Source organism: Methylibium rhizosphaerae (assembly GCF_006386545.1).
In the GTDB taxonomy this organism is placed as follows: domain Bacteria; phylum Pseudomonadota; class Gammaproteobacteria; order Burkholderiales; family Burkholderiaceae_C; genus Pseudorivibacter; species Pseudorivibacter rhizosphaerae.
This window is the reverse complement of record NZ_SWAR01000003.1, coordinates 147,607-171,001: the sequence shown is the minus strand read 5'-3', so window position 1 is coordinate 171,001 and position 23,395 is coordinate 147,607. Positions and strand designations below refer to the sequence as shown.

Sequence of the window (23,395 nt, the reverse complement as noted above, 5' to 3'; positions counted from 1 at the left end):
GAGTGCTCAAGCTGAACAACACTGAAAGAGGAGTCAAAGGATGACAACGCAACGCACACTGAGCCGCATGAGCTGGGCGCTGGCGGCCGCTGGCCTGCTGGGTGCCACCGCTGCTCAGGCAGGTGAAATCGAGGTGCTGCACTGGTGGACGTCGGGCGGCGAGGCCAAGGCGGCCACAGCGCTGAAGCTCACCCTGCAGAAGAAGGGCCACCGCTGGAAGGACTTCGCGGTGGCCGGCGGCGGCGGCGACTCCGCCATGACCGTGCTGAAGTCGCGCGTCGTCTCGGGCAACCCGCCCTCGGCCGCGCAGATCAAGGGGCCGTCGATCCAGGAATGGGCGCGCGAAGGCGTGCTGGCCAACATGGACGACGTGGCCAAGGCCAACAAGTGGGACGAACTGCTGCCCAAGGCCATCGCCGACGGCCTCAAGTACAAGGGCAACTACGTCGCCGCGCCGGTGAACGTGCACCGCGTGAACTGGCTGTGGACCAACCCGGAAGCGTTCAAGAAGGCCGGCGCCAAGGTGCCGACCACCTGGGACGAGTTCTTCACCGCCGCCGAAGCGCTGAAGAAGGCCGGCATCGTCGCCGTCGCACACGGCGGCCAGAACTGGCAGGACTTCACCACGTTCGAAGCCGTGGCGCTGGGCGTGGGCGGCACCGACTTCTACAAGAAGGCGCTGGTGCAGCTGGACCAGAACGCGCTGAAGAGCGCGACCATGGACCAGGTGCTCACCACCTTCAAGAAGATCAAGGACTACACCGACAAGAACGCCCCGGGCCGCGACTGGAACCTGGCCACCGCCATGGTCATCAACGGCCAGGCCGGCATGCAGATCATGGGCGACTGGGCCAAGGGCGAGTTCCTGGCGGCCGGCAAGGTGCCGGGCAAGGATTTCGGCTGCGTGGCCGCCCCCGGCACCGCCAAGGCCTACACCTACAACGTGGACTCGTTCGCGATGTTCCAGCTGAAGGACCAGGCCAACATCGCCGCCCAGAAGGACCTGGCCGCCGAGATCATGAGCACCCAGTTCCAGGAAGTCTTCAACCTGAACAAGGGCTCGATCCCGGTGCGCCTGAACATGCCGATGGACAAGTTCGACGACTGCGCCAAGGCCTCGTCGAAGGACTTCGTCGATTCGTCCAAGTCGGGCGGGCTGGTGCCTTCCATCGCCCACGGCATGGCCGTCTCGTCGGCCGCCGAAGGCGCGATCAAGGACGCGGTGTCCAACTACTGGAACAGCGACAAGATGACCGTGGCCGAGGCAAAGGACAAGATCGCTGCCGCCGCCCGCACCAAGTGATGAGGGTTAGACCGATCTTCGTGTGTGTGAACTGCTGAAGCAGCATTGAGGCCGGCCAGGGTGACAGGCCCTGGCCGGCCTTTTTTTGACAGACGACCCTCAAGGCTTCATGAGTACTGCCCCGTCCCCCGCAGTCCGCAACTGGCTGCCCAAGCTGGTGGTGGCGCCCTCCTTCGTGCTGGGCTTCGCCTTCATCTACGGGCTCATCGCCTGGAACGGCTACTTCTCGGTGTCGGCCTCGCGCCTTCTGCCCAACTACGAATTCGCCGGCTTCGAACCCTACGTCACGCTGTTCGAGAGCGAGCGGTTCCAGGTGGCGCTCAAGAACCTGGTGATCTTCGGCACGCTGTTCATCGGCGGCGCCATGGCGCTGGGCCTGCTGCTGGCGGTGCTGCTGGACCAGAAGATCCGCGCCGAGGGCGCCCTGCGCACCATCTACCTGTACCCGATGGCGCTCAGCTTCATCGTCACCGGCACGGCATGGAAATGGATCCTGAACCCGGGCCTCGGGCTTGAAAAGGTGATGAATGACTGGGGGTGGACGAGCTTCAGCTTCGACTGGCTGGTCAACCCCGACTACGCGATCTACTGCGTGGTGATCGCGGGCGTCTGGCAGAGCTCCGGCTTCGTGATGGCCCTCTTCCTGGCCGGCCTGCGCGGCATCGACGAATCCATCATCAAGGCGGCGCAGGTCGACGGCGCGTCGCTGCCGCGCATCTACTGGCGCATCCTCATCCCGAGCCTGCGGCCGGTGTTCTTCTCGACGCTGATGGTGCTGTCGCACATCGCGATCAAGAGCTTCGACCTGGTGATGGCGCTCACCGCCGGCGGCCCCGGCTATGCCACCGACCTGCCGGCCACCTTCATGTATGCGATGGCCTTCTCGCGCGGGCAGATCAACCTGGGCGCCGCCTCGGCCACCATCATGCTGGCCACCGTGGCCGCCATCGTGGTGCCTTATCTCTACAGTGAACTGAGGTCGCGCAAATGAACGCGAACGCGAACACGATTCATCGCGTGATCCTGTGGAGCCTGCTCATCGGCTTCGCCATCTTCTTTCTCGCGCCGCTGTACGTGATGATCACCACGTCGCTCAAGGGCATGGACGAGATCCGCGGCGGCAGCCTGCTGGCACTGCCGGCCTCGCCCAGCTTCGAGGCCTGGAGCAAGGCCTGGTCTTCCGCCTGCACCGGCGTGGACTGCGGCGGCCTGAAGCCCTTCTTCTGGAACTCGGTGCTGATGATCGTGCCGGCGGTGGCGGTTTCCACCTCGCTGGGCGCCATCAACGGCTACGTGCTCAGCAAGTGGCGCTTCCGCGGCAGCGAGGTCATGTTCGCGTTGCTGCTGTTCGGCGTGTTCATGCCGCTGCAGGTGGTGCTGCTGCCCATGTCGCAGATCCTCGGCTGGTTCGGGCTCGCGAGCTCGATCTGGGGCCTGGTGATCGTGCACATCCTGTGCGGCCTGCCCTCCACCACGCTGTTCTTCCGCAACTACTACGTCGGACTGCCCGACGAGCTGATCAAGGCGGCCATGCTCGACGGTGCGGGCTTCTGGAAGATCTTCTTCCGCATCGTGCTGCCGCTGTCCACGCCCATCCTCGTGGTCACGCTGATCTGGCAGTTCACCAACATCTGGAACGACTTCCTGTTCGGCGTGGTGTTCTCCGGCTCCGACTCGAAGCCGATCACCGTGGGCCTGAACAACCTGGCCAACACCTCGAGCGTGGTCAAGGAATACAACGTGGACATGGCCGCCGCGATGATCGCGGGCCTGCCCACGCTGATCGTCTACATCGTTGCGGGCAAGTACTTTGTGCGCGGCCTGACTGCCGGTGCCGTCAAAGGATGACCACTCCCGCAGTGCCTTCAGCGGTCCGCAAGTACCGCTTTGAACAGACATCGAAAACGGAATAGGAAAAGCAGCCATGGGTGCACTTTCCATCAAGAACATTCGCAAGACCTTCCAGGGCACGGTCGAGATCCTGAAGGGCATCAACCTCGAGATCGAAGCCGGCGAGTTCCTCATCCTGGTAGGTCCCTCGGGCTGCGGCAAGTCGACGCTGCTCAACATGATCGCCGGCCTGGACACGCCGACCTCCGGCACCATCGAGCTCGGCGACCGCGACGTCACCTACGCCGCGCCCAAGGACCGCGACATCGCGATGGTGTTCCAGAGCTATGCGCTCTACCCCAACATGAACGTCGCTCAGAACATCGCCTTCGCGCTGGAGATGCGCAAGGTGCCCAAGGCCGAGCGCGACGCGGCCGTGGCCCGCGTGGCCAAGATGCTGCAGATCGAGCACCTGCTCGAGCGCAAGCCGGGGCAGCTGTCGGGCGGCCAGCGCCAGCGGGTGGCCATGGGCCGCGCCCTGGCGCGCAACCCGAAGCTGTTCCTGTTCGACGAGCCGCTGTCCAACCTCGACGCCAAGCTGCGCGTCGAGATGCGCGCGGAGATCAAGCTGCTGCACCAGCGCACCAGGACCACCACGGTGTACGTCACGCACGACCAGATCGAAGCCATGACGCTGGGCGATCGCATCGCCGTCATGAAGGACGGCGTGGTGCAGCAGTTCGGCACGCCCGACGACATCTACAGCCGCCCGGCCACCCGCTTCGTCGCCGAATTCATCGGCTCGCCGGCCATGAACATGATCGAGGCCAAGCGCGCCGGCGAAGGGCTGGCGGCGCACGGCGTCGACCTGCTGCTCACGCCCGAACAGCGCGCGGGCCTGAACCAGGCCGGCAACGACGTGACCTACGGCCTGCGGCCCGAGGCCCTGTCGTTCGGCAACGAAGGCCTGCCCGGCACCCTGAGCATGCTCGAGCCCACCGGCCCGGAAACCTATGCCTTCGTCGACACCGCCGTCGGCTCGCTGGTGGCCCGGGTGCCCGGCCGCTCGCACCACAACGTGGGTGAACGCGTGTTCGTGCGCTGGTCGCCGGAGCATTCGCACCTGTTCGACGCCGGCAGCCAGCAGCGCATCGCCTGAGCCGGCAGCCCAGGGCCTGGGCGAACCACCATGCCTCGAGAAGACACCCATGCCCGACTTCCGCTCCCCCGACTTCCTGCGCCAGCACATCCTGCACACGCAGGCCTTCTACGACGGCCGCTGCACCGACCCGACCGGCGGCTTCTTCCATTTCTTCAAGGACGACGGCACGGTCTATGACCGGCACACGCGCCACCTCGTCAGCAGCACGCGCTTCGTCTTCACCCATGCGATGGCCTACCGCCACTTCGGCCAGCCGCACTGGCGCGAAGGCGCGCGCCACGGCCTGCGCTTCCTCGAGCAGGCGCACCGCAACCCGGCCACCGGCGGCTATGCATGGATGCTCGACTGGCGGGACGGCCGGGTGGCGCAGGTGCGGGACGACACCAACCACTGCTACGGCCTCGCCTTCGTGCTGCTGGCCCATGCGCACGGCCTGATGGCCGGCATCGAGGAATCCCGTGCGGGGCTCGATGCCACCTATGCGCTGATGGAGCAGCGCTTCTGGGAGCCCCAGCATGGGGCCTATGCCGACGAGGCCGACGCGCAATGGCAACGCAAGCCCTACCGCGGCCAGAACGCCAACATGCATGCCTGCGAAGCCATGCTGGCCGCCTACGAAGCCACCGGCGACCAGCGCTTCCTCGACCGCGCCGAAACCCTGGCCACGACCTTCACCCAGCAGCGCGCCTCGCTGGCCGGCGGCCTCATCTGGGAGCACTACCACGCCGACTGGTCGGTGGACTGGGACTACAACCGCCACGACAAGACCAACATCTTCCGCCCCTGGGGCTTCCAGAGCGGCCACCTCACCGAGTGGGCCAAGCTGCTGCTGATCCTCGAGCGCCATCGCAGCAGCCCGTGGCTGCTGCCGAGAGCCTGCGCGCTGTTCGACGCGGCCATGCAGCACGCCTGGGACGACGAACACGGCGGCCTGGTCTACGGCTTCGCCCCGGATCGCAGCGTGTGCGACGCAGACAAGTACTTCTGGGTGCAGGCAGAAAGCCTGGCGGCAGCGGCCCTGCTGGCCGTGCGCACCGGCGAGCAACGCTACTGGCAGTGGTACGACCGCCTGTGGGCTTACAGTTGGGCCCACTTGGTGGACCACCGGCACGGCGCCTGGTATCGCATCCTGAGCCAGGACAACCGCAAGCTCAGCGACGAGAAGAGCCCGGCCGGCAAGGTGGACTACCACACCATGGGCGCCTGCTACGAAGTGCTGCAGGCCTTGGGCCACGGCCCTGCATAAGAACCGCCGCCCCTCGCCGGTCCGCTCGATGCATTCAACGTTCCCGCACTACCGCTCCGCTGCCTTCCTGAAGGAACACATCTTCCACACGATGTCGTTCTATCACCCGCGCTGCATCGACCGCAGCGGCGGCTTCTTCCACTTCTTCACGGACGACGGCACGGTCTTCGACCGCGAGACGCGCTACCTCGTCAACAGCACCCGCTTCATCTTCAACTACGCGATGGCGCACACGCACTTCCGTGCGCCCACCTACCTCGACGCGGTGCGCCACGGCCTGCGGTTCCTGCGCGAGGCGCACCTCGACCCGGCCACCGGCCGCTATGCCTGGGCGGTGCGTGTGCACGGCGAGCCGCAGCAGGTGCAGGTGATCGACGACACCGAATACGCCTACGGCCTGGCCTTCGTGATGCTGGCCTATGCGCATGCGCTCATGGCCGGCGTCACCGAGGCCCGCGAATGGCTCGACGACACCTGGACGCGCCTGAACGACGTGTTCTGGGAATCGGGCCCCGGCCTCTATGCGGACGAAGCCACCGCCGACGGCAGCCTGCGGCCCTACCGCGGCCAGGACGCCAACATGCACATCTGCGAGGCGCTGCTCAGCGCCTTCGAGGCCACCGGCGAGGCGCGCTTCCTCGACCGCGCCGAGCAGCTGGCACGCAACATCACCCTGCGCCAGGCCGACCTCACCGGCGGCCTCATCTGGGAAAACCATCGCCGCGACTGGACCACCGACTGGGACTACCACCGCGACCAGACCGACCTGCTGTTCCGCGCCTACGGCTTCCAGGTCGGCCACCAGACCGAATGGGCCAAGCTGCTGCTCATCCTCAACCGGTTGAAGCCGCAGGAATGGCTGGTGAGCCGCGCGCAGTCGCTGTTCGATGCTGCCATGCAGCGGGGCTGGGACGACACCGAGCTGGGCCTGCGCCACCGCCTGGGGCCTGACGGCCACACCGTGATCGACGACCGCAAGTTCTTCTGGACCCAGGCCGAGAGCATTGCCGCGGCGGCCCTGCTCGGGCAATGCACCGGTGTCGAGCACTACTGGCGATGGTTCGACCGGCTGTGGTCGTACGCCTGGACCTACTTCATCGACCATGAACACGGCGCCTGGTTTCACACGCTGAGCCGCGACAACCGCAAGCTCGACGACTTCAAGGGCCAGGCGGGCAAGACCGACTACCACACCCTGGGCGCCTGTTACCTGGCGCTGACCGCGCTGCCGGCCTGAAGGGAAGCGAGGGCTACACTGCGCCTCACCCTGTTTCCAGCGTGAGCCGCCACCCGCGGCTCGCGCCAGCCGAAAGCGAGGCGCAACCCATGCTCGACACGCTAGAGACCCAGGCGCGCAAGGCCGCGCCGTCAGGCATCCAACACTGGGCCGTGCGCGGCGTCAGTGAACGCTCCGAACAGCTGTGCGTGCGGCAGAACGTGGCCGAGGCACCAGCCCAGAGCCGCGACGAAGGCGTGATGGTCACGGTGATCGACGGCGGGCTGGGTTACGCGGCGACCTCCGACACTTCGGAGGCGGGCCTGCGCGAAGCCTTCTCGCGCGCCACCACGCTGGCGCGCGCCAGTGCCGGCAAGACGGTCTTCAACTACGCATCGCTGCAGATGCCGCGGCCCAGCGGCCGTTATGAAAGCCCGGTGCAGCAGAGCACCTCGACCCTGGGCCTGGCGGCCAAGCTCGACCTGCTGCACACCGTGAGCGCCGCGACCAAGGGCACCGAAGACCGCATCGTCGACTGGTCGGTGAGCCTGTGGTCGGTGCACACCGACCAGCTTTTCGTCACCAGCGAGGGCGGGCGCGCCGAGCAGCACTGGCGCATGCTCACGCCGGCCATCCAGGCCACTGCCCATGCCAACGGCGTGACGCAGACCCGGTCGTCGGCCGGCCAGTACAACGGCTTCTGCCAGCAAGGCGGCCTTGAAGTGCTGGAGCGCGCAGGCTTCCAGAGCGATGGCCCGCGGGTGGCGCGCGAGGCCCTCGAGCTGGTGCTGGCGCCGCAGTGCCCGAGCGGCGAGATGGACCTGGTGCTCATGCCCGACCAGATGATGCTGCAGATCCACGAGTCCATCGGCCACCCGCTGGAGCTCGATCGCATCCTCGGGGACGAACGCAACTTTGCCGGCACCAGCTTCGTGACGATGGACATGTTCGGCCACTATGCCTATGGCAGCGAACTGCTCAACGTCACCTACGACCCCAGCCAGGCCTACGAATTCGCCGGCTTCGCCTTCGACGACGACGGCTCCGGCGCCGAACGGCAGTTCATCATCGAGCGCGGCATCCTGAAGCGCCCGCTCGGCGGCGCCATTTCGCAGGCTCGGGCCCGGGCTCTCGGCTTCGAACTGGCCGGCGTGGCCACCACCCGCGCCAGCTCGTGGAACCGCGCGCCGATCGACCGCATGAGCAACCTCAACGTCGAGCCGGGCGATGCCGGGTTCGACCAGATCATCGGCTCGGTGGAGCACGGCGTGCTGATGCACACCAACTGCTCCTGGAGCATCGACGACTCGCGCAACAAGTTCCAGTTCGGCTGCGAATACGGCCGCGTCATCCGCAACGGCCGGCTCGCCGAGGTGGTACGCAACCCCAACTACCGCGGCATCTCGGCCACCTTCTGGCGGTCGCTCGCGATGGTGGGCGACGGCTCGACCTTCGAGGTGATGGGCACCCCCTACTGCGGCAAGGGCGAGCCGGCGCAGATCATCCGCGTGGGACACGCGGCGCCGGTGTGCAAGTTCGCGAAGGTGGCTGTGTTCGGAGGTGCGCAATGACTGCATTGACACAACGCGCCTACTTCGAGCAGCTCGCTGCAGGCGTCTGCCAGGCGGGCGGCAGCGACGAACGGGTGAGCCTGCACCTGGTAGCGGAAGCCTCCGACTTCCTGCGCTTCAACCAGGCCGCCGTGCGCCAGGCCACCCATGTGACCCAGGCGCATGCCACTGTGGCGGTGGTGCGGGGTCAGCGCTCGGCCGAGTCCACTCTCGCGCTGAGCGGCGACCATGACCGTGACACCCGTGCGCTGAACATCGAGCGCGACCGCCTGCTGCGCGACCTCGCCCAGCTGCCCGAAGACCCCTACCTGCTGCTGCCCGACACGGTGGTGAGCACCACCCGCGAAGACCACGGGGTGCTGCCCGAGCCGGCCGAGGTGATGGATGCGGTGCGCCAGCATGCCTGCGGTCTGGACCTCGTGGGCTTCTACGCCGGCGGGCCGATGGTGCGTGCGTTTGCCGACAGCCGCGGCCAGCGCAACTGGCACAGGGTCGAAGCCTTCACCTTCGAATGGTGCCTGTACCACGCGGCTGACAAGGCCGTGAAGACCAGCTACGCCGGCGCCCGCTGGGAGCCGGCCGAGTTTGCGCGCCGGGTCGACGAGGCGGCTCAGCGGGTGAAGCTGCTCGAGCAACCGCCCCGCACGCTCGCCCCGGGGGCCTACCGCACCTATTTCGCGCCGGCCGCCGCGGCCGACCTGGTGGGCATGCTGGGCTGGGGCGGCTTCAGCCTGAAGGCCCGCCAGACCGGCACGTCTTCTCTGATGCGGCTGGTGCGCGGTGACGTGGCGCTCGACGCCGGCGTGCAGATCGAGGAAGCCACCGGCCGCAGCATGGCCGCGGCCTTCACCGCCAAGGGTTTCACCCGGCCGGAGTCTGTGGCCCTCGTGACCGACGGGCGCCACGCCGGCAGCCTGATTTCGCCGCGCTCTGCACGCGAGTACGGCTTGGCGACCAACGGCGCCACCGCCCAGGAAACACCCGAAGCCCTGAGCCTGGGTGCAGGCACGCTGGCCGAGGCCGACGTGCTGAAGACGCTGGGCACCGGCCTGTACCTCAGCAACCTGCACTACCTGAACTACAGCGACCGGCAGGCCTGCCGCATGACCGGCATGACGCGCTTCGCCTGCTTCTGGGTCGAAAACGGCGAGCTGGTGGCGCCCCTGAACGTGATGCGCTTCGACGACGATTTCCTGCGGCTCTTCGGCCCCGGCGGACTGGTGGCGCTGACCCGCAATGCCGAGCTGCTCCCGGAAACCGTGACCTACGGTGCCCGGCAGCTGAGCTCGGTGTCTTCACCGGGCGCGCTGGTCGAGGGGTTCACCCTCACGCTTTGACCCAGGAGCCTGGGCGGCCCCGTCAGGCGTGCGCGACGCCCAGGCTGGCGATCAGGTCTTCGAGCCGGGCCGGCTCCACCGGCTTGACGAGGTGGCTGTCGAATCCGGCTTCCTTGGAACGCCGCTGGTCCTCGGCCTGTCCCCAGCCGGTGAGCGCCACCACCACGATGTCCTGCCCGGCCGGGTCCTCGCGCAGGCGCCTGCAGACCTCGTAGCCGTTGAGCTTGGGCAGGCCGATGTCGAGCAGCACCACATCGGGCTGGAAGCTCTGGGCGGCTTCCAGCGCTTCGAGGCCGTCGTGGGCGAGGCGCGTGTCGTGGCCCATCAGGTCGAGCAGGATGCTCATGGTCTCGGCGGAGTCGCGGTTGTCGTCGACCACCAGCACCCGCCGGCGCGCGCCGCCTCGGGCCTCCCGTCGTGGTGCCGGCGCGTCGGCGACAGCCGGCAGCTCGAGCAACGGCAGCCGCACGCCGAATTCGCTGCCCTGCCCCACATCGCTCACGGCATCGACGCTGCCGCCGTGCAGCTCGACCAGCCGCTTCACCAGGGTGAGGCCGATGCCCAGGCCGCCGTAGCGGCGCTCCAGCGAACGGTCCATCTGCACGAACATGTCGAACACCCGCTCGAGCTTGTCGGCCGGAATGCCGATGCCGTTGTCCCGCACGCTGACCCGCACCTCCGCGCCCTCGCGCGCGGCGCGCACCTCGATGCGCCCGCCCTTGGGGGTGTAGCGGGTGGCGTTGTTGAGCAGGTTGGCAAATACCTGCACCAGCCGTGTCATGTCGCCATGCAGCGGCAGCGGCTCGCGCGGCAGGTCCAGCATCAGCTCATGGCCGAATTCATCGATCAGCGGGCGGCTCGCATCCACCGCGCTCTGCAGCACCGAGGCGAGCTCGAGGCGCTCGCACTTGAGCTCGATCTTGCCCAGGCTGATGCGGCTCACGTCGAGCAGGTCGTCGATGAGCCGCGTCATGTGCGCCAGCTGCCGCTCCATCACTTCGCGCGTGCGCGCCACCTGCGCCGGGTCGAGGCTCCACTTGAGCACCTGCAGCCCGTTGCTGATGGGCGCGAGCGGATTGCGCAGCTCGTGCGCCAGGGTGGCGAGGAATTCGTCCTTGCGCTGGTCGGCGCTGCGCAGCGCCTCTTCCTTGCGCCGGTCCTCGGTGACGTCCATCACGCAGCCCACGAAGCCGACGAAACGATCGTCGGCCGCGAAGCGCGGCGTCACGTTGTCGGTCACCCAGCGGTACTCGCCGTCGCGCCGCCGCAGGCGGTATTCGAGCCGATAGGGCTGGCGCAGCTTGTCCAGGTGGCGGCAGGTCGTCTCCGCGCGCACGCGGTCTTCGGGGTGCACCGCGCCGAGCCAGCCCCAGTCGAGCGCCTCCTGCGGCTTCTGCCCGGTGAACTCGTACCAGCTCTTGCTCAGGTAGCTGCAGGAGCCGTCCACCTCGGCCAGCCAGATCATCACCGGCGCGTGATCGGCCATGTGGCGGAAGCGTTCCTCGCTTTCGAGCAGCGCGAGCTGGGTATGCACCCCTTCGACGATCTCGGCGGCATGGCGCGCGCACATGTCGGCCACCTGCACCTCGCGGCAGGTCGGCCCGCGCTGCTGCCGGAACTTGACCGACAGCACGCCCAGCACCTCGCCGCTGCGGGTGCGGATGGGCGTGGCATGCACCGAGCGGAAACCCATGCGTAAGGCCGCTTCGTGATACGCCGCCTGGTGGGTATCGGTGAACACGTCTTCGACCACCACCCGCTCGCCGGTGAAGAAGGCCGTGCCGCTGGCACCGCTGGCCGGCCCCGGCTTGACGCTGCCCAGCGCCTGCAGCGAGGCGTCGTCGAAGCCGATCGAGGCGGCCGGCTCCAGAAGCCCGGTGGCGGGGTTGTAGAGAGACACGAGGCCGAAATCGGCCTCGTGCAGGTTGAGCAGTGCGGCCAGCACCGCCTGCAGGGCCGGTGTCGACTCCCGGGTGCCGGCCAGTCGCATCGCCAGGTCGTGCAGCGACGCCAGCGCATCCACGTGGCGCGACAGGTCGTCCTTGGTGGCGGCCAGTTCGTTTTGCACCGTCTTGAGGTCGGTGATGTCCACCAGGATGTTGATCGCCCCGGTGAGCACGCCCAGCATGTTGTGCATGGGCTGCGGGTGCGCGAGCACCTGGCGGCGCGTGCCGTCGGGGCGCTCGATCTCGATTTCCTCGCGCAGCAGGGCACGGTCTTCCTTGAGCGCGATGGCCATCGGGCAGCGCTCCGGCTCCAGCGCCCGGCCCTGCTGCGTGTAGATGCGCCAGGAGCCGCACCACATTTCCTGGCCCAGCAGCGGTGCACGCCCCCACAGCTTGACCGCAGCCTCGTTGTAGAAGGTGATGCGGCCGCGCTCGTCGGTCGTGTACACGGCGGCCGGCAGGGCCTGCACGAGGCGCCGATAGCGCTCCTCGCTGGCATACAGCGCTCTTTCGGCCCGGGTGCGGTCGCGCAGTTCCTGCTGCGCGAAATGGCGCAGGCGCAGGTTGTCGATGGCGATCTCGGCCCGCGCCGCGGCGTCGGCCGCCTGCAGTTCGCTCAGCCTCTCGCGTTCGGCGGCCTGCGCCGTGGCGATGCCGGTGGACACATGGCCGGCCACCCGCTCGAGAAAGCTCTGGTAGCGGTCGTCGAGTGCACGCCGGGCGTTCACGCCCAGCACCAGTGCGCCAACAGGCTGGTCGACGTCGAGCCCGGTGATCGGCAGCACCACGGCCGAGCGCAGGGCCTCCGGCCAGGGCCAGCCCTCGACCACGCCGATGGTGGCGCCCGCGTCCATTGCGATGGCCGGGCTGCGTTCCCTCATCACCTGGGCCAGCGGCCAGGGGGCGTCGGCCTGCAAGGCCAGTTGCAGCGGCGCGGCCGCCGTGCCCGGCGACACGCCGGTGGATCCGGCCAGCCGCAACGAGGTGCCGTCGGCCGACTGCAGGTACAGCAGGGCGAACGGCAGGTCGTGGTGGTTGTGGTCCATGGCCGCGACCAGTTGCGCGCAGGCCTGGTCCAGGCTGCCGGGCTCGGCCGCCCGTGCGGCCAGTTCGTTGAGGGTGCGGCGGCGCCTTTCGCCCACCACGCGCAGGGTGACCTCCTGCACCGACACCACCACGCCGCCCACCTCGCCGCTTTCGTCCCACACCGGGCTGTAGGTGGAGTTGAAGTAGCACTCCTCGACGTAGTCGTAGCGCTGCAAGGCAAGCAGGCGGTCGCGCCGCGTGACCACGGCACCGTGCGTGCGCGCAGCATCGAGGCAGCTGCCGATCTGGTCCCACACCTCCGGGAAGATCTCGGGCACGGTGCGCCCGACCGCCGGGTGCTTCAGCAGCCCGAGGATGGGACGGTAGGCGTCGTTGTAGAAGAACTGGTAGTGCGGTCCCCAGGCCAGGTATGTGGGTTGCTCGGCTTGCAGCACCAGGTTGAGTGCGGTGCGCAGACTCTGCGGCCACTGCTCGATCGGCCCGAGCGGCGTACGGCTCCAGTCATGCTCGCGTATCAGGCCCGCCATCAGGCCGCCGCCCTGCAGAAAGGGCGGGACACGCGATGAAGACGGGGCGGACAGGGGGGGTTGGGGCATGAGAGCGGTGAATCGGCCGACCCCCAAGCATAGGACGCGATGGCCCCTGCGGCACCGCAAAAAGACTTCGCTACAAAAAAGAAACCGCCTTGACGCGTCGCTGGCGGGCGACAGGATTGCCCCGTCCCCGCCAGCGCCTCAGGCCGTGCCGTTCAGCGCTTGGCCGCCCGCAACTTCGTCAGCTCGGCCTGCACCTCGTTCCACAGGTCCATGCCCACGTTGGCCGCGATGCCGGCATTCACGCGGGTGAGCCGGTCGCGCATGCGGGCCGCTTCGGCGGGCGAGAGTTCGTTGACCTGCATGCCTTTCGCCTTGAGCTCGGCCAGCGCCTTGGCGGCTTCTTCGCGCGTGTCCTTGCGCTCGAAGTCGCGGCTCTTCCGGGCGGCGTCCATCAGCACCTTCTTCTCGGCGGCAGACAGGCCGTCCCAGTACTTCTTGCTGACCAGCACGATCCACGGGCTGTAGACGTGGTTGGTCACGGTGAGGTACTTCTGCACCTCGTAGAACTTGGACGAGAGGATGGTGTTGTACGGGTTCTCCTGGCCGTCCACCGTCTTGGTCTCGAGCGCGGTGAACAACTCCGAGAACGGCATCGGCACGGCGTTCGCGCCCAGCGTCTTGAAGCTCTCGAGGAACACGTTGTTCTGCATCACCCGCAGCTTGATGCCGTCGAGGTCTTCGAGCCTGGCCACCGCACGCTTGTTGTTGGTGAGGTTGCGGAAGCCGTTCTCCCAGTACACGAGGCCCACCAGGCCTTTCTCGTCGAGCCTGGCCTTCACCTTCTCGCCGATGGGACCGTCGAGCAGCGCGTCGGCTTCCTTGGCGTTGTTGACCAGGAAGGGCGTGTCCCAGATGGCCATCTCCTTGGTGATGCCCACCAGCGTGGCGGTGGAGCCGACCATCATCTCCTGCGCGCCGCCGATGAGCGCCTGCTGCATCTGCACGTCGGAACCGAGCGCGGCCGCGCCGATGCCGCGGATCTTCATCTTGCCGCCCGAGGCCTTTTCCACCTCTTCGGCGAACAGCCTGACCGCGCGCCCCTGGTTGCTCTGCTCCTGCAGTCCGTAGCCGAAGCGGATGAGGCGCGGCTTGATGTCCTGCGCGAGTGCGGCGCCGTGGGCGGCAAAGGCCACGCCAAGTGCGGCGATGAGGGTCTTGAGTCGGGTCATGAGAGTCTCCTTGTAGGCAACGACGATGGATCTCAATGGATCCATTTCAACGGGGTGAGGATCAGCGAGGGGAACAACACGAACAGGGCCAGCAGCGCCAGGTACACCATGAGGAACGGGTTGGTGCCCTTGATGACGGTTTCCATGCGCAGGCGGCCCACGCCGGCCACCACGTTCTGCACCGTGCCCACCGGCGGCGTGATGAGGCCGAGCGAGCCGACGAAGATGAACATGAAGCCGAAGTACACCGGGTCGATGCCGGCCTTCATGGCCAGCGGCGCGCACACCGGACCGAAGATCAGGATGGTGGGCGTGAGGTCCATCGCGGTGCCCACGAACAGCAGGAACACCATCATCAGCGCCATGAAGAGCACCGGCCGGTCCATCACCGGCGCGAAGGTGCCGGCCAGCTGGTTGGGCAGGTCGGCCAGCGTGATCATGTAGGCCGTCACCGTGGCGGCGCCACACAGGAACATCACGACCGCGGTGGTCTTGCCGGCGGCGATGAACACCTGCCGGACCTGCCCCCAGCCGAGCTCGCGGTAGACGAACATCGACACGACGAGGGCGTACACGGCCGCCACGACGGCCGCCTCGGTGGGCGTGAACACGCCGAACTTCAGGCCGCCCAGGATGATCACCGGCATCATCAGCGCCCAGATGCTGCGCACCAGCGCCCGCCCGCGTTCGCCCCAGCCGGTGCGCTCCATCGGCGCGAGCCGGTGCGACCGCGCGATCCACCACCAGGCGAACAGCAGGAACAGGCCCATCATCAGGCCGGGGAACACACCCGACAGGAACAGCTTGCTGATCGAGGTGTTGGTGGTGACGCCGTAGATCACGAACGGCATCGACGGCGGGATGATCGGTGCGATGATGCCGCCCGAAGCCAGCAGCCCGGCGCTGTAGCTGTCGGGGTACTTCTGGTCGCGCATCATCGGCAGCAGGATGGTGGCCAGCGCCGCGGTGTCGGCGATCGCCGAGCCGCTCATCGAGGCCAGCAGGATCGCAGCGGCGATCGCCACGTAGCCGAGGCCGCCGCGGATGTGGCCGACGAAGGCGCGGGCCAGGTCGATGATGCGGCGCGACAGGCCGCCCACGTTCATCAGCTCGCCGGCCAGGATGAAGAACGGCACCGCCAGCAGCGGGAAGCTGTCGAAACCGGCGAGCAGGTTCTGCGCGAGCAGTTGGGAATCGAAGAAGTCGAGGTACCACATGAGCGCCACGCCGGTGAGCACCAGCGAGTGGGCGATGGGCATGCCGATCAGCATGCCGGCCAGCAGCACCGCAAGGAAGATGACGGTGACCAGCATCTCACTCGACTCCCACGTCGGTTTCGTGGTGCTCGACCGGCCGGCCTCGCACCAGCTCGAACGCCAGCAGGGCCAGCATGCCCACCGCCATCACGAGCGTGGAGGCCGCCGCCAGCGCGAGCGGATAGCCCATCACCGTGCTGAAGCTGCCCAGGCCGGCCTTCACCTGTTCCCACGAGCCCTTGAGCACCAGCAGCAGGACGAACCCGACCAGCGCCTGGCTCACCCACCAGCACAGCTTCGCGGGCAGGCCCTTGAGCCGCGAGGTCAGCATGTCGAAGCCGAGGTGCTTGCCCTCGGCACTGGCGAGCACCGCGCCCACGCACACCAGCCACACGAACAGCAGCCGCGACAGCTCTTCATAGAACACGATGCCGGTGTGGAAGCCGTAGCGCAGCACCACGTTCACGAACACCGCCACCACCATGCCGGCGAGCGAGAGCGCCATCAGGGCTTCGGTGATGCGGGTCAGCCAGCCCGATCGGGCCTGCGCCTGTTGCGCCTTCATTGCTTGGTCTCCTGTTTGACCCAGGCCACCACCCGTTCGGTGATCTGCCGGATCTCTTCGGTCGCGTCCACCGCAAGCACGCCCGCCTCGCCGAGCGGCGGCTCCAGCGCCGCGAACTGGCTCTTCACCAGGCTGGGCGGGAACAGGTGTTCCGCGGCGCGCCGCGTGACCCGCTCCAGCGCGGTGGCCTCGTCGATGCGCAGCCAGACGAAATGCACGGCCGGCGCATGCAGGCGCAGCTGGTCACGGTAGCGCTTCTTGAGCGCCGAGCAAGTCAGCACCACGCCGGCTTGCCCAGGCGGACACGCCAGCAGGCGGCCCAGGGTGTCGAGCCAGCCGGCACGGTCTTCGTCGGTCAGCGGCGTGCCGGCGCGCATCTTGGCCTGGTTGGCCTCGGGATGGTGGTCGTCGCCTTCGATCAAGGTCCACCCCAGCGACCGGGCCAGCGCCTGGCCCACGCTGGACTTGCCGCAACCGGCCACGCCCATGACAACGATCTGCTTCATCGATCCACCGAATTCTTAAGACAGCGCTATCTCTTCTCTGACAAAAAATGCCCCTGCCACGGCGCCAGTATCGGTGCGCGTTCCGGCTTTGGGGCTTCTCCCTATGCTTGGGTAGCGCTATCCTAGGCCATACTCACAACGAAAATTTGAGGGATTACCCGCATGAGCTTTCCGGCTGCACCGCCTTCTTCGCCACCCGACGCCCCGGCCCGTCGCCGCCGCTCGAGCGGCCGCGTCACCTTGCAGGACGTGGCTGCAGCAGCCGGGGTCAGCCCCATCACCGCGTCGCGGGCGCTGCGCGGCCTGTCGAGCGTGGCGCCCGAACTGGTGGCCCGGGTGAACGAAGCAGTGGCCCAACTGGGCTACGTACCCGATCCGGCCGCGCGGGCGCTGGCATCGTCGCGCAGCACACAGGTGGCGGTGCTGGTGCCCATGCTGTCGAACACGCTGTTCGTCGACCTGCTGGAGGCGGTGCACCGCACGCTGTTCCCGGCCGGCTACCAGACGCTGATCGGCGTGACCCACTACGACCCGCAGGAAGAGGAGCAGCTGCTGCGCAGCTACCTCACCCACCGCCCCGCCGGCCTGCTGGTGACCGGCTTCGACCGCACCGAGGCGAGCCGCCAGCTCATCGCCGCCAGCGGCCTGCCCTGCGTGCACCTGATGGAAACCACCGACGCGCCCGGCGTGTACTGCGTCGGCTTCTCGCAAAACGAGGCGGGGGCCGCCATCACCGACCACCTGCTGGCGCGCGGGCGCAAGCGCATTGCCTTCGTGGCGGCGCAGCTGGACCCCCGCACGCTGCAGCGCGCCGAGGGCTACCGCCGCGCCTTGCGCACCGCCGGCCTCTATGACGCGCGGCTCGAGCTGCTGAGCCCGGAGCGCTCGTCCATCGCGCTGGGTGCGCAGCTGCTCGACGAGCTGCTGAAGACGCGCAAGGACATCGACGCGGTGTTCTTCTGCAACGACGACCTCGCGCAAGGCGGGCTGCTGGCGGCGCACCGCCTGGGTGTGAAGGTGCCCGAGCAGCTGTCGGTGGCGGGCTTCAACGATCTAGCCGGCAGCGACCAGATGCTGCCGCCGCTCACCACCGTGCACACACCGCGCTTCGAGGTGGGCGAGGCCGGCGCCAACATGCTGCTGAAGCTGATGCGCGGCGAAACGCCGCCCGCGTCGAGCGTGCGGCTGGGCTACGACGTGGTGGTACGCGCCAGCAGCTGAGGCGCTGCTCCGGGGCGGGCCCACGACACGGTAACAGGCAGCTAAATGCGCTTGTAGCCGAGGCGTGCAAGGCCTATGGTGGCGGTTCGCTGTCATTGCAGGCCCACCGCGCCCTGGTGGGCAGGTCGAACCCGCCTCACCCCCTGGAGAAATCAGCATGGCCACCCGTTCCCGCCGCAGCAGCGGCAGCAGCACCACGTCCTCCTCGGAGAAAGCCTCACGCAGCAGCCCTGCCCCAGAAACCGCGCCGGCCGAAACGCTCGTGGGCCAGGCCGTCAATGCGCCCACCACCGCCTTGCACAACGCCTGGGCCGCGTGGCTGCAGCTGGGCAAGGTCGAACTGACTGCGCAGGTCGAAGCAGCCCAGGCGCTGCTCAGGACGGCAGAAGCCGTTCGCCAGGCGCAGCTCGAGGCCAACCAGAAGGCGCAGGCGGCCCATGCGCAGGTCGCCGAGCAGATCGACAGCGTGGGCAACCTGAACGACGTGGTCGGCCTGCAGCTCACGCTGCTGCGTGAAGACCTGCAAGGCGCCCTCGCCCACTGGACGCACCTGGCGGAAGTGACCTCCGCCGCGGTGCTCGACGGCTTCACTCGGGGTACCGAGTCTGCCAGCCGGCTGCAGAGCAGCTTCTGGGGTTCGGCGCTGCAATGGACCCAGTTGGCGCAGACCGACGCCCCCGGCGCGGCCGAAGAGATCGAGGCGAGCGTCGATCACGTGGTCAACCCGTTGATCGCCAGCCCGCTGCTGTGGCCTTCGCAGGAAGCCGCTCGCGAAGCCATGACGCTGGCCAACTCGGCCTGGAAGGACTGGTTCTCCTGGTCGGGCCTGGGCGGCGACACGCAGGGTTCGCCCCGCTCGGTGCACTGAAGACGGCAACGCCGTGAGCCGCCGCGGCGGCTCACGCTCACTCGGCGATCGCCGGATCGCCCGGCTGGGCGCTCGAACCGCTGACCGCAGCCGCGCGTCCGGCAGGCTTGCGGCGGTCGCGCGCCACATACGAATACAGCACCGGCACCACCACCAGCGTCAGCAGCGTCGAGGTGATCACGCCGCCGATGATCGCCCGGCCCATCGGCGCCTGGATCTCGCCGCCGTCGTTGAGTGCCAGCGCCAGCGGCAGCATGCCGAACACCATGGCCGCGGTCGTCATCATGATGGGCCGCATGCGCACGAGGCCGGCCTGCAGCACCGCGTCGGCCATGCTCATGCCGGCGCGGCGCATGTGGTTGGCGAAGTCAACCAGCAGGATGGCGTTCTTGGTCACCAGGCCCATCAGCATCACCAGGCCGATCATCGAGAAGATGTTGAGCGTGGAGCGCCAGAACAGCAGCGCCAGCATCACGCCGATGAGTGACAGCGGCAGCGACGCCATGATGGCCACCGGCTGCAGGAAGCTGCCGAACTGGCTGGCCAGCACGATGTAGATGAAGATCACCGCCAGCAGCATCGCGCCCATCATCCCGCGCATGGCCTCCTGCTGCTGCTGGGTGTCGCCGCCCACGTCGAAGCTGTAGCCGGGCGGCAGGCTGGTTTCCTTCACCAGCTTCTGCACCTCGGCGCCCACGTCACCGGCCGGGCGCCCCTGCACGCCGGCGAACAGGGCCTCGCGGCGCTGCAGGTTCTGGCGGCGGATCACGTCGGGGTTCTTCACCGGCACGACGTCGGCCACCGTCTCCAGCGCGATCGGCGTGCCGTCGCGCGAGAAGGCCACCGGCAGCAGGCGCATCTGGTCGACCCGCTCGCGCTGCGCTTCGGGCAGGCGCAGCAGCACCTCCACCTGCTCGCCGTCGGGCGTGGTCCAGTAGGTGGCGACCTCGCCGTTCACATAGGCGCGCAGCGACGAGGCCAGCTGAATGGGCGTGAGGCCGAGTTCGCGCACCGCGCCCGGCTTGAGCCGCACCGCATAGGCCGGCAGGCCCGGCTTGGCCGACAGGTCCACGTCCACGACGCCGGGGATCTTCTTGACCTTCTCGGCAAACTCGTTGGCGATGCGGATCAGCCCTTCCGGGTCGTTGCCCAGGATGGCGACATAGATCGGCCGGTTGAAACCGACCTGCACCTCGATGCCGGGAATCCTGGCGATCTGCTCGCGGATGGCGTCCTCGACCTGCTTCTGCGTGCGCCTGCGCTCGCGGCGATCGACCAGCCCGATGTTCAGCGTGGCCTGCGCCCGGCCGACCGCAAAGCCGTTGCCCTGGCCGCCGACGTTGGTGGACACGTTGCGGACCTCCGGGAAGGACGCCACGATCTCCTCCACCTGGCGCACCTTGGCATCGCTGCGCTCCAGGCTCGAACCCACCGCCATGCGCAGCGACAGCTGGGTGAAGCCCTGGTCGGTCTCGGGGACGAACTCGCTGCCCACCAGCGGCGCAAGCATCAGCGCCACGACGAAGCTCGCCACGCCGGCCAGCAGGATCAGCGCGCGCGGCGTGATGCTGGCCCAGCGCAGGCGGCGCGGCAAGGAGGCATTGCGCTGGCCGTCGGCGCCCAGCGGGCGCGCATAGGCCGGCAGCGGCAGCCGGTAGCGCCGCGCGCTGAAGGCCCAGCGGATGAGCCGCTCGTAGAGCGCATGCAGCATGTCCATCGACCTGTCGGTGGCCCGGATCGCATGGCCGATCACCGGCCATGATTTCAGCCGCGCGTTCGGCGGGTCCTTCCACACGCTCGACAGCATCGGGTCGAGGGTGAAGCTCACGAACAGGCTCACCAGCACCGCCACGGCGACGGTGATGCCGAATGGATAGAAGAACTTGCCCACGATGCCGCCCATGAAGGCCACCGGCACGAACACCGCGCAGATCGCGAACGTGGTGGCCATCACCGCCAGGCCGATCTCGTCGGTGCCTTCGAGCGCAGCGGTGTGGTGGTCCTTGCCCATGGCCACGTGGCGCACGATGTTCTCGCGCACCACGATGGCGTCGTCGATCAGCAGGCCGATGCACAGCGACAGCGCCATCATCGTCATGAAGTTCAGCGTGAAGCCGAAGGCATGCACGGCGATGAAGCTGGAGATCACCGCGATGGGCAGCGTGAGCCCGGTGATGATGGTGCTGCGCCACGAATGCAGGAACAGGAACACGATGGCCACCGTGAGCAGCGCGCCCTCGATCAGCGTGTGCTGCAGGCCCGACAGCGAGCCCTTCACGAAGTCGCTCGACGCGAAGATCAGCCGCAGCTCCACGTCGGCCGGCAGCGTCTTGCGGATCTCCTCCATCGCCGCCTTCACCGCTTCGCCGGTGGCCACGATGTTGGCATCCTGCTGCTTGAAGACATTGAAGGTGACCGCGCGCTGGCCGTTGATGCGGGCCACCGAGTCCGGCTCACGTTCCCGCTCCACCAGCGTGCCCAGGTCGCCCAGCGTCAACGGCAGGTTGCCGCGCCGGCCCACCACCACGTCGACGAAATCGCGCGGGTCGCGCACCCGCCCTTCCACCCGAAGGATCGCATCCTGCCGCGCATCGGTGAGCAGGCCCACCGGCTGGTCGGTGTTGGCCTGCGCCAGCGCCGCACTCACCTCGGCCGGCGTGATGCCGTAGGCGCGCAGCCGCGACGCGTCGAGGTCGATGCGCACCTCCCGAAGGGCCAGGCCTGCGATGTCCACCCGCGCCACGCCTTCGACCCGCTGGAGCCGCTTGCCGACGTTCTGGTCGCCCATGATCGACAGCTCGCGTGCGCTGCGCGATCCGGACACCAGCGCCATCACCACGGTGGGCTGGGCGTTGTCGTTGTCGAAGCGCTGCACGGTGGGCGTCTTGGCGTCGCGCGGCAGCGCCGACTGCACCACGCCGAGCTTGTCGCGCAGGTCCTGCATCGCGCGGCCCATGTCGGCATTGAGCGTGAACTCCACCTGGGTCTGGCTGCGGCCCTCGAAGCTGCGCGAGGTGATGCGCTTGACTCCGGCAATGCTGTTGAGGCTTTCCTCGATGCGCTTGGTGACCTCGCGCTCCACCGCCTCGGGCGAAGCGCCCGGGTAGGCCACGTCCACGAAGGCGATCGGCGGCGTCACGTCGGGCATCTGCTCGACACCCAGGCGCGCATACGAAAACAGGCCCAGCACGCACAGCGCCACCATCACCATGGTGGCGAACACGGGGTTGTTGATGGAGACGCGCGTCATCCACATGGTGCGCCCTCGCCGATCACTTGAGGTTGGACGATGCGGGGGCGGAGGCCACCGGCACCGCCTGCGTCACCACTGCCTTGCTGCCTTCGCGCAGGTTGTCGAAGCGCGCGGCCAGCACCACCGCGTCATGCGTGAGCCCCTTGAGCACCTCGACGCGACCGTTGGCCTCGTCGCGGCGCCCGGTGGTCACCGCACGGCGCAGCAGCTCGCCGTTCTCGATGGTCCAGACGTGGTCCTGCCCCGCGGTGCTGCCGATGGCGGTGGCCGGCAGCACCATCCGTTGCGCCGGATCGGCCACCGTCACGCGGGCCATCGCGTACTGCCCGGCGCGCAGCAGCTCCTTGCGGTTGTCGAGCACCACCACCACGCCGATGGCGCGAGTGCCCGGCTCGGCAGCCGGTGCGATGCGGTCGATGCGCCCTTCATGCGGCTTCGCGTCTCCCTCCACCGTCACCTGCACCGTCATGCCGGGCCGCAGCGCAGACACCTCGTGCGTGCCCACCGTGCCGGCCACCTCGAGCGAAGACAGGTCCACCACGGTGAACAGCTGCTGCTCGGCGCTCACCTTTTCGCCTGGCACCACATGCCGCTTGCCGACGATCCCGGCGATCGGCGCCACCAGCGCCGCCTCCCGCACCCCCACGCGCGACATCGCCAGCTGGGCCTGGGCCGACTTGAGCTGGGCCCGCGCGGCATCGAGCCTCGCCTGGGACGACTGCAGCGCGGTCGATGAAATGAAGTTCTGGCTGGCAAGCCCGGTGTTGGCTGCGTGCTGACGCTCGGCATCGACCAGCGCCACCTGCGCCGACTCCACCGCGGCGGCGCGGTCGGCCACCCGGCTTTGCAGGTCGGCCAGGTCGATCTCGCCCAGCGGCTGCCCAGCCTTGACCCGCTGGCCCTCGGCCACCTTGAGCGACAGCAGCGTGCCGGCGGTCTTCGCCCGCACGACCGCCGTGCGCGGCGCCACCAGCGGCCCGGAAAACTCGATCAGCTGCGGCAGCGAAGCCAGGGCCGGCCTCACCACCTCGGCGGGGGTGAACTCCAGCGGCGGCGCCACCTTGTCCTTGGCGCCCTTCGAGCCGCTGCCCGGGCGGGGCGCGAACGTGAGCGCGACGCCAGCCACGACCAGGAGGCCGATCGCGCCCCCCACCCACATCCGGCGCCGTGCCTTGTGAGCGGGCGCCCCAGTCTGTATCGACGTGTTCATGGGCCGGCAGTGTAGGAGTCACCCTCCCGGCTGGCTCTCCCCATTGCGACGGATTGCAGATTCCGGGGTACGAGCCGTGGAACCTCCGGATGG

General features: G+C 68.3%; 17 protein-coding genes. 10 read left to right on the top strand and 7 right to left on the bottom strand.

Going from position 1 to position 23,395, the window contains the following annotated elements:
- The first annotated feature begins 40 nt into the window (after positions 1-40).
- The 8 genes from E8D38_RS03450 (at position 41) to E8D38_RS03415 (ending at position 9,665) form a co-directional block, all read left to right on the top strand.
- Positions 41-1,303, top strand: a complete 1,263-nt coding sequence (locus E8D38_RS03450; RefSeq protein WP_219851631.1) for an ABC transporter substrate-binding protein — start codon at positions 41-43, stop codon at positions 1,301-1,303.
- A gap of 109 nt (positions 1,304-1,412) precedes the next feature.
- Positions 1,413-2,294: a carbohydrate ABC transporter permease gene (locus tag E8D38_RS03445; protein ID WP_140626334.1), complete on the top strand. Its 882-nt coding sequence runs from the start codon at positions 1,413-1,415 to the stop codon at positions 2,292-2,294.
- On the top strand, positions 2,291-3,151 hold the full coding sequence (locus E8D38_RS03440; protein WP_140626333.1) for a carbohydrate ABC transporter permease: 861 nt from the start codon (positions 2,291-2,293) through the stop codon (positions 3,149-3,151). Before E8D38_RS03445 ends, E8D38_RS03440 begins: the two co-directional genes overlap by 4 nt.
- Positions 3,152-3,227: 76 nt before the next feature.
- The gene (locus E8D38_RS03435; protein WP_140626332.1) at positions 3,228-4,292 is read left to right on the top strand and encodes an ABC transporter ATP-binding protein; all 1,065 of its coding nucleotides are present in this window, start codon (positions 3,228-3,230) and stop codon (positions 4,290-4,292) included.
- A gap of 49 nt (positions 4,293-4,341) precedes the next feature.
- Positions 4,342-5,541, top strand: coding sequence for an AGE family epimerase/isomerase (locus E8D38_RS03430; protein WP_140626331.1), 1,200 nt, complete (start codon positions 4,342-4,344; stop codon positions 5,539-5,541).
- A gap of 28 nt (positions 5,542-5,569) precedes the next feature.
- Complete coding sequence (locus E8D38_RS03425) at positions 5,570-6,778, top strand: AGE family epimerase/isomerase (RefSeq protein WP_140626330.1); 1,209 nt, start codon at positions 5,570-5,572, stop codon at positions 6,776-6,778.
- An 89-nt stretch (positions 6,779-6,867) separates the two neighbouring features.
- Positions 6,868-8,328, top strand: a complete 1,461-nt coding sequence (locus E8D38_RS03420) for a TldD/PmbA family protein (RefSeq protein WP_140626329.1) — start codon at positions 6,868-6,870, stop codon at positions 8,326-8,328.
- Positions 8,325-9,665 (top strand): metallopeptidase TldD-related protein, encoded by a 1,341-nt coding sequence (locus E8D38_RS03415; RefSeq protein WP_140626328.1) that lies wholly within the window; start codon positions 8,325-8,327, stop codon positions 9,663-9,665. Before E8D38_RS03420 ends, E8D38_RS03415 begins: the two co-directional genes overlap by 4 nt.
- Positions 9,666-9,687: 22 nt before the next feature.
- Here E8D38_RS03415 and E8D38_RS03410 read toward each other — a convergent pair whose 3' ends face one another.
- From E8D38_RS03410 to E8D38_RS03390, 5 genes are all read right to left on the bottom strand, one after another.
- Positions 9,688-13,185, bottom strand: a complete 3,498-nt coding sequence (locus E8D38_RS03410) for a PAS domain S-box protein (RefSeq protein ID WP_181178908.1) — start codon at positions 13,183-13,185, stop codon at positions 9,688-9,690.
- Positions 13,186-13,406: 221 nt separating this feature from the next.
- Positions 13,407-14,423 (bottom strand): TRAP transporter substrate-binding protein, encoded by a 1,017-nt coding sequence (locus E8D38_RS03405; RefSeq protein WP_140626326.1) that lies wholly within the window; start codon positions 14,421-14,423, stop codon positions 13,407-13,409.
- Between the two features lie 32 nt (positions 14,424-14,455).
- Positions 14,456-15,736, bottom strand: a complete 1,281-nt coding sequence (locus tag E8D38_RS03400) for a TRAP transporter large permease (RefSeq protein ID WP_140626325.1) — start codon at positions 15,734-15,736, stop codon at positions 14,456-14,458.
- Position 15,737: 1 nt separating this feature from the next.
- Complete coding sequence (locus tag E8D38_RS03395) at positions 15,738-16,244, bottom strand: TRAP transporter small permease (protein WP_140626324.1); 507 nt, start codon at positions 16,242-16,244, stop codon at positions 15,738-15,740.
- Positions 16,241-16,750, bottom strand: coding sequence for a gluconokinase (locus E8D38_RS03390; RefSeq protein ID WP_246099337.1), 510 nt, complete (start codon positions 16,748-16,750; stop codon positions 16,241-16,243). The genes E8D38_RS03395 and E8D38_RS03390 overlap by 4 nt, the downstream gene beginning before the upstream one ends.
- 162 nt (positions 16,751-16,912) lie before the next feature.
- On the opposite strand from E8D38_RS03390, the gene gntR reads away from it, so the two are divergent.
- Together gntR and E8D38_RS03380 are read left to right on the top strand one after the other, a co-directional pair.
- Positions 16,913-17,971, top strand: a complete 1,059-nt coding sequence (gene gntR / locus E8D38_RS03385) for an HTH-type transcriptional regulator GntR (protein WP_140626323.1) — start codon at positions 16,913-16,915, stop codon at positions 17,969-17,971.
- Positions 17,972-18,128: 157 nt separating this feature from the next.
- Positions 18,129-18,839 carry a phasin family protein gene (locus E8D38_RS03380; RefSeq protein WP_140626322.1) on the top strand — a complete coding sequence of 237 codons (711 nt, stop codon included), beginning with the start codon at positions 18,129-18,131 and terminating at the stop codon, positions 18,837-18,839.
- Between the two features lie 37 nt (positions 18,840-18,876).
- On the opposite strand, the gene E8D38_RS03375 is transcribed toward E8D38_RS03380, so the two are convergent.
- Together E8D38_RS03375 and E8D38_RS03370 are read right to left on the bottom strand one after the other, a co-directional pair.
- The gene (locus E8D38_RS03375; RefSeq protein ID WP_140626321.1) at positions 18,877-22,095 is read right to left on the bottom strand and encodes an efflux RND transporter permease subunit; all 3,219 of its coding nucleotides are present in this window, start codon (positions 22,093-22,095) and stop codon (positions 18,877-18,879) included.
- A gap of 16 nt (positions 22,096-22,111) precedes the next feature.
- Positions 22,112-23,302 (bottom strand): efflux RND transporter periplasmic adaptor subunit, encoded by a 1,191-nt coding sequence (locus E8D38_RS03370; RefSeq protein WP_246099336.1) that lies wholly within the window; start codon positions 23,300-23,302, stop codon positions 22,112-22,114.
- Between the last annotated feature and the right edge of the window lie 93 nt (positions 23,303-23,395).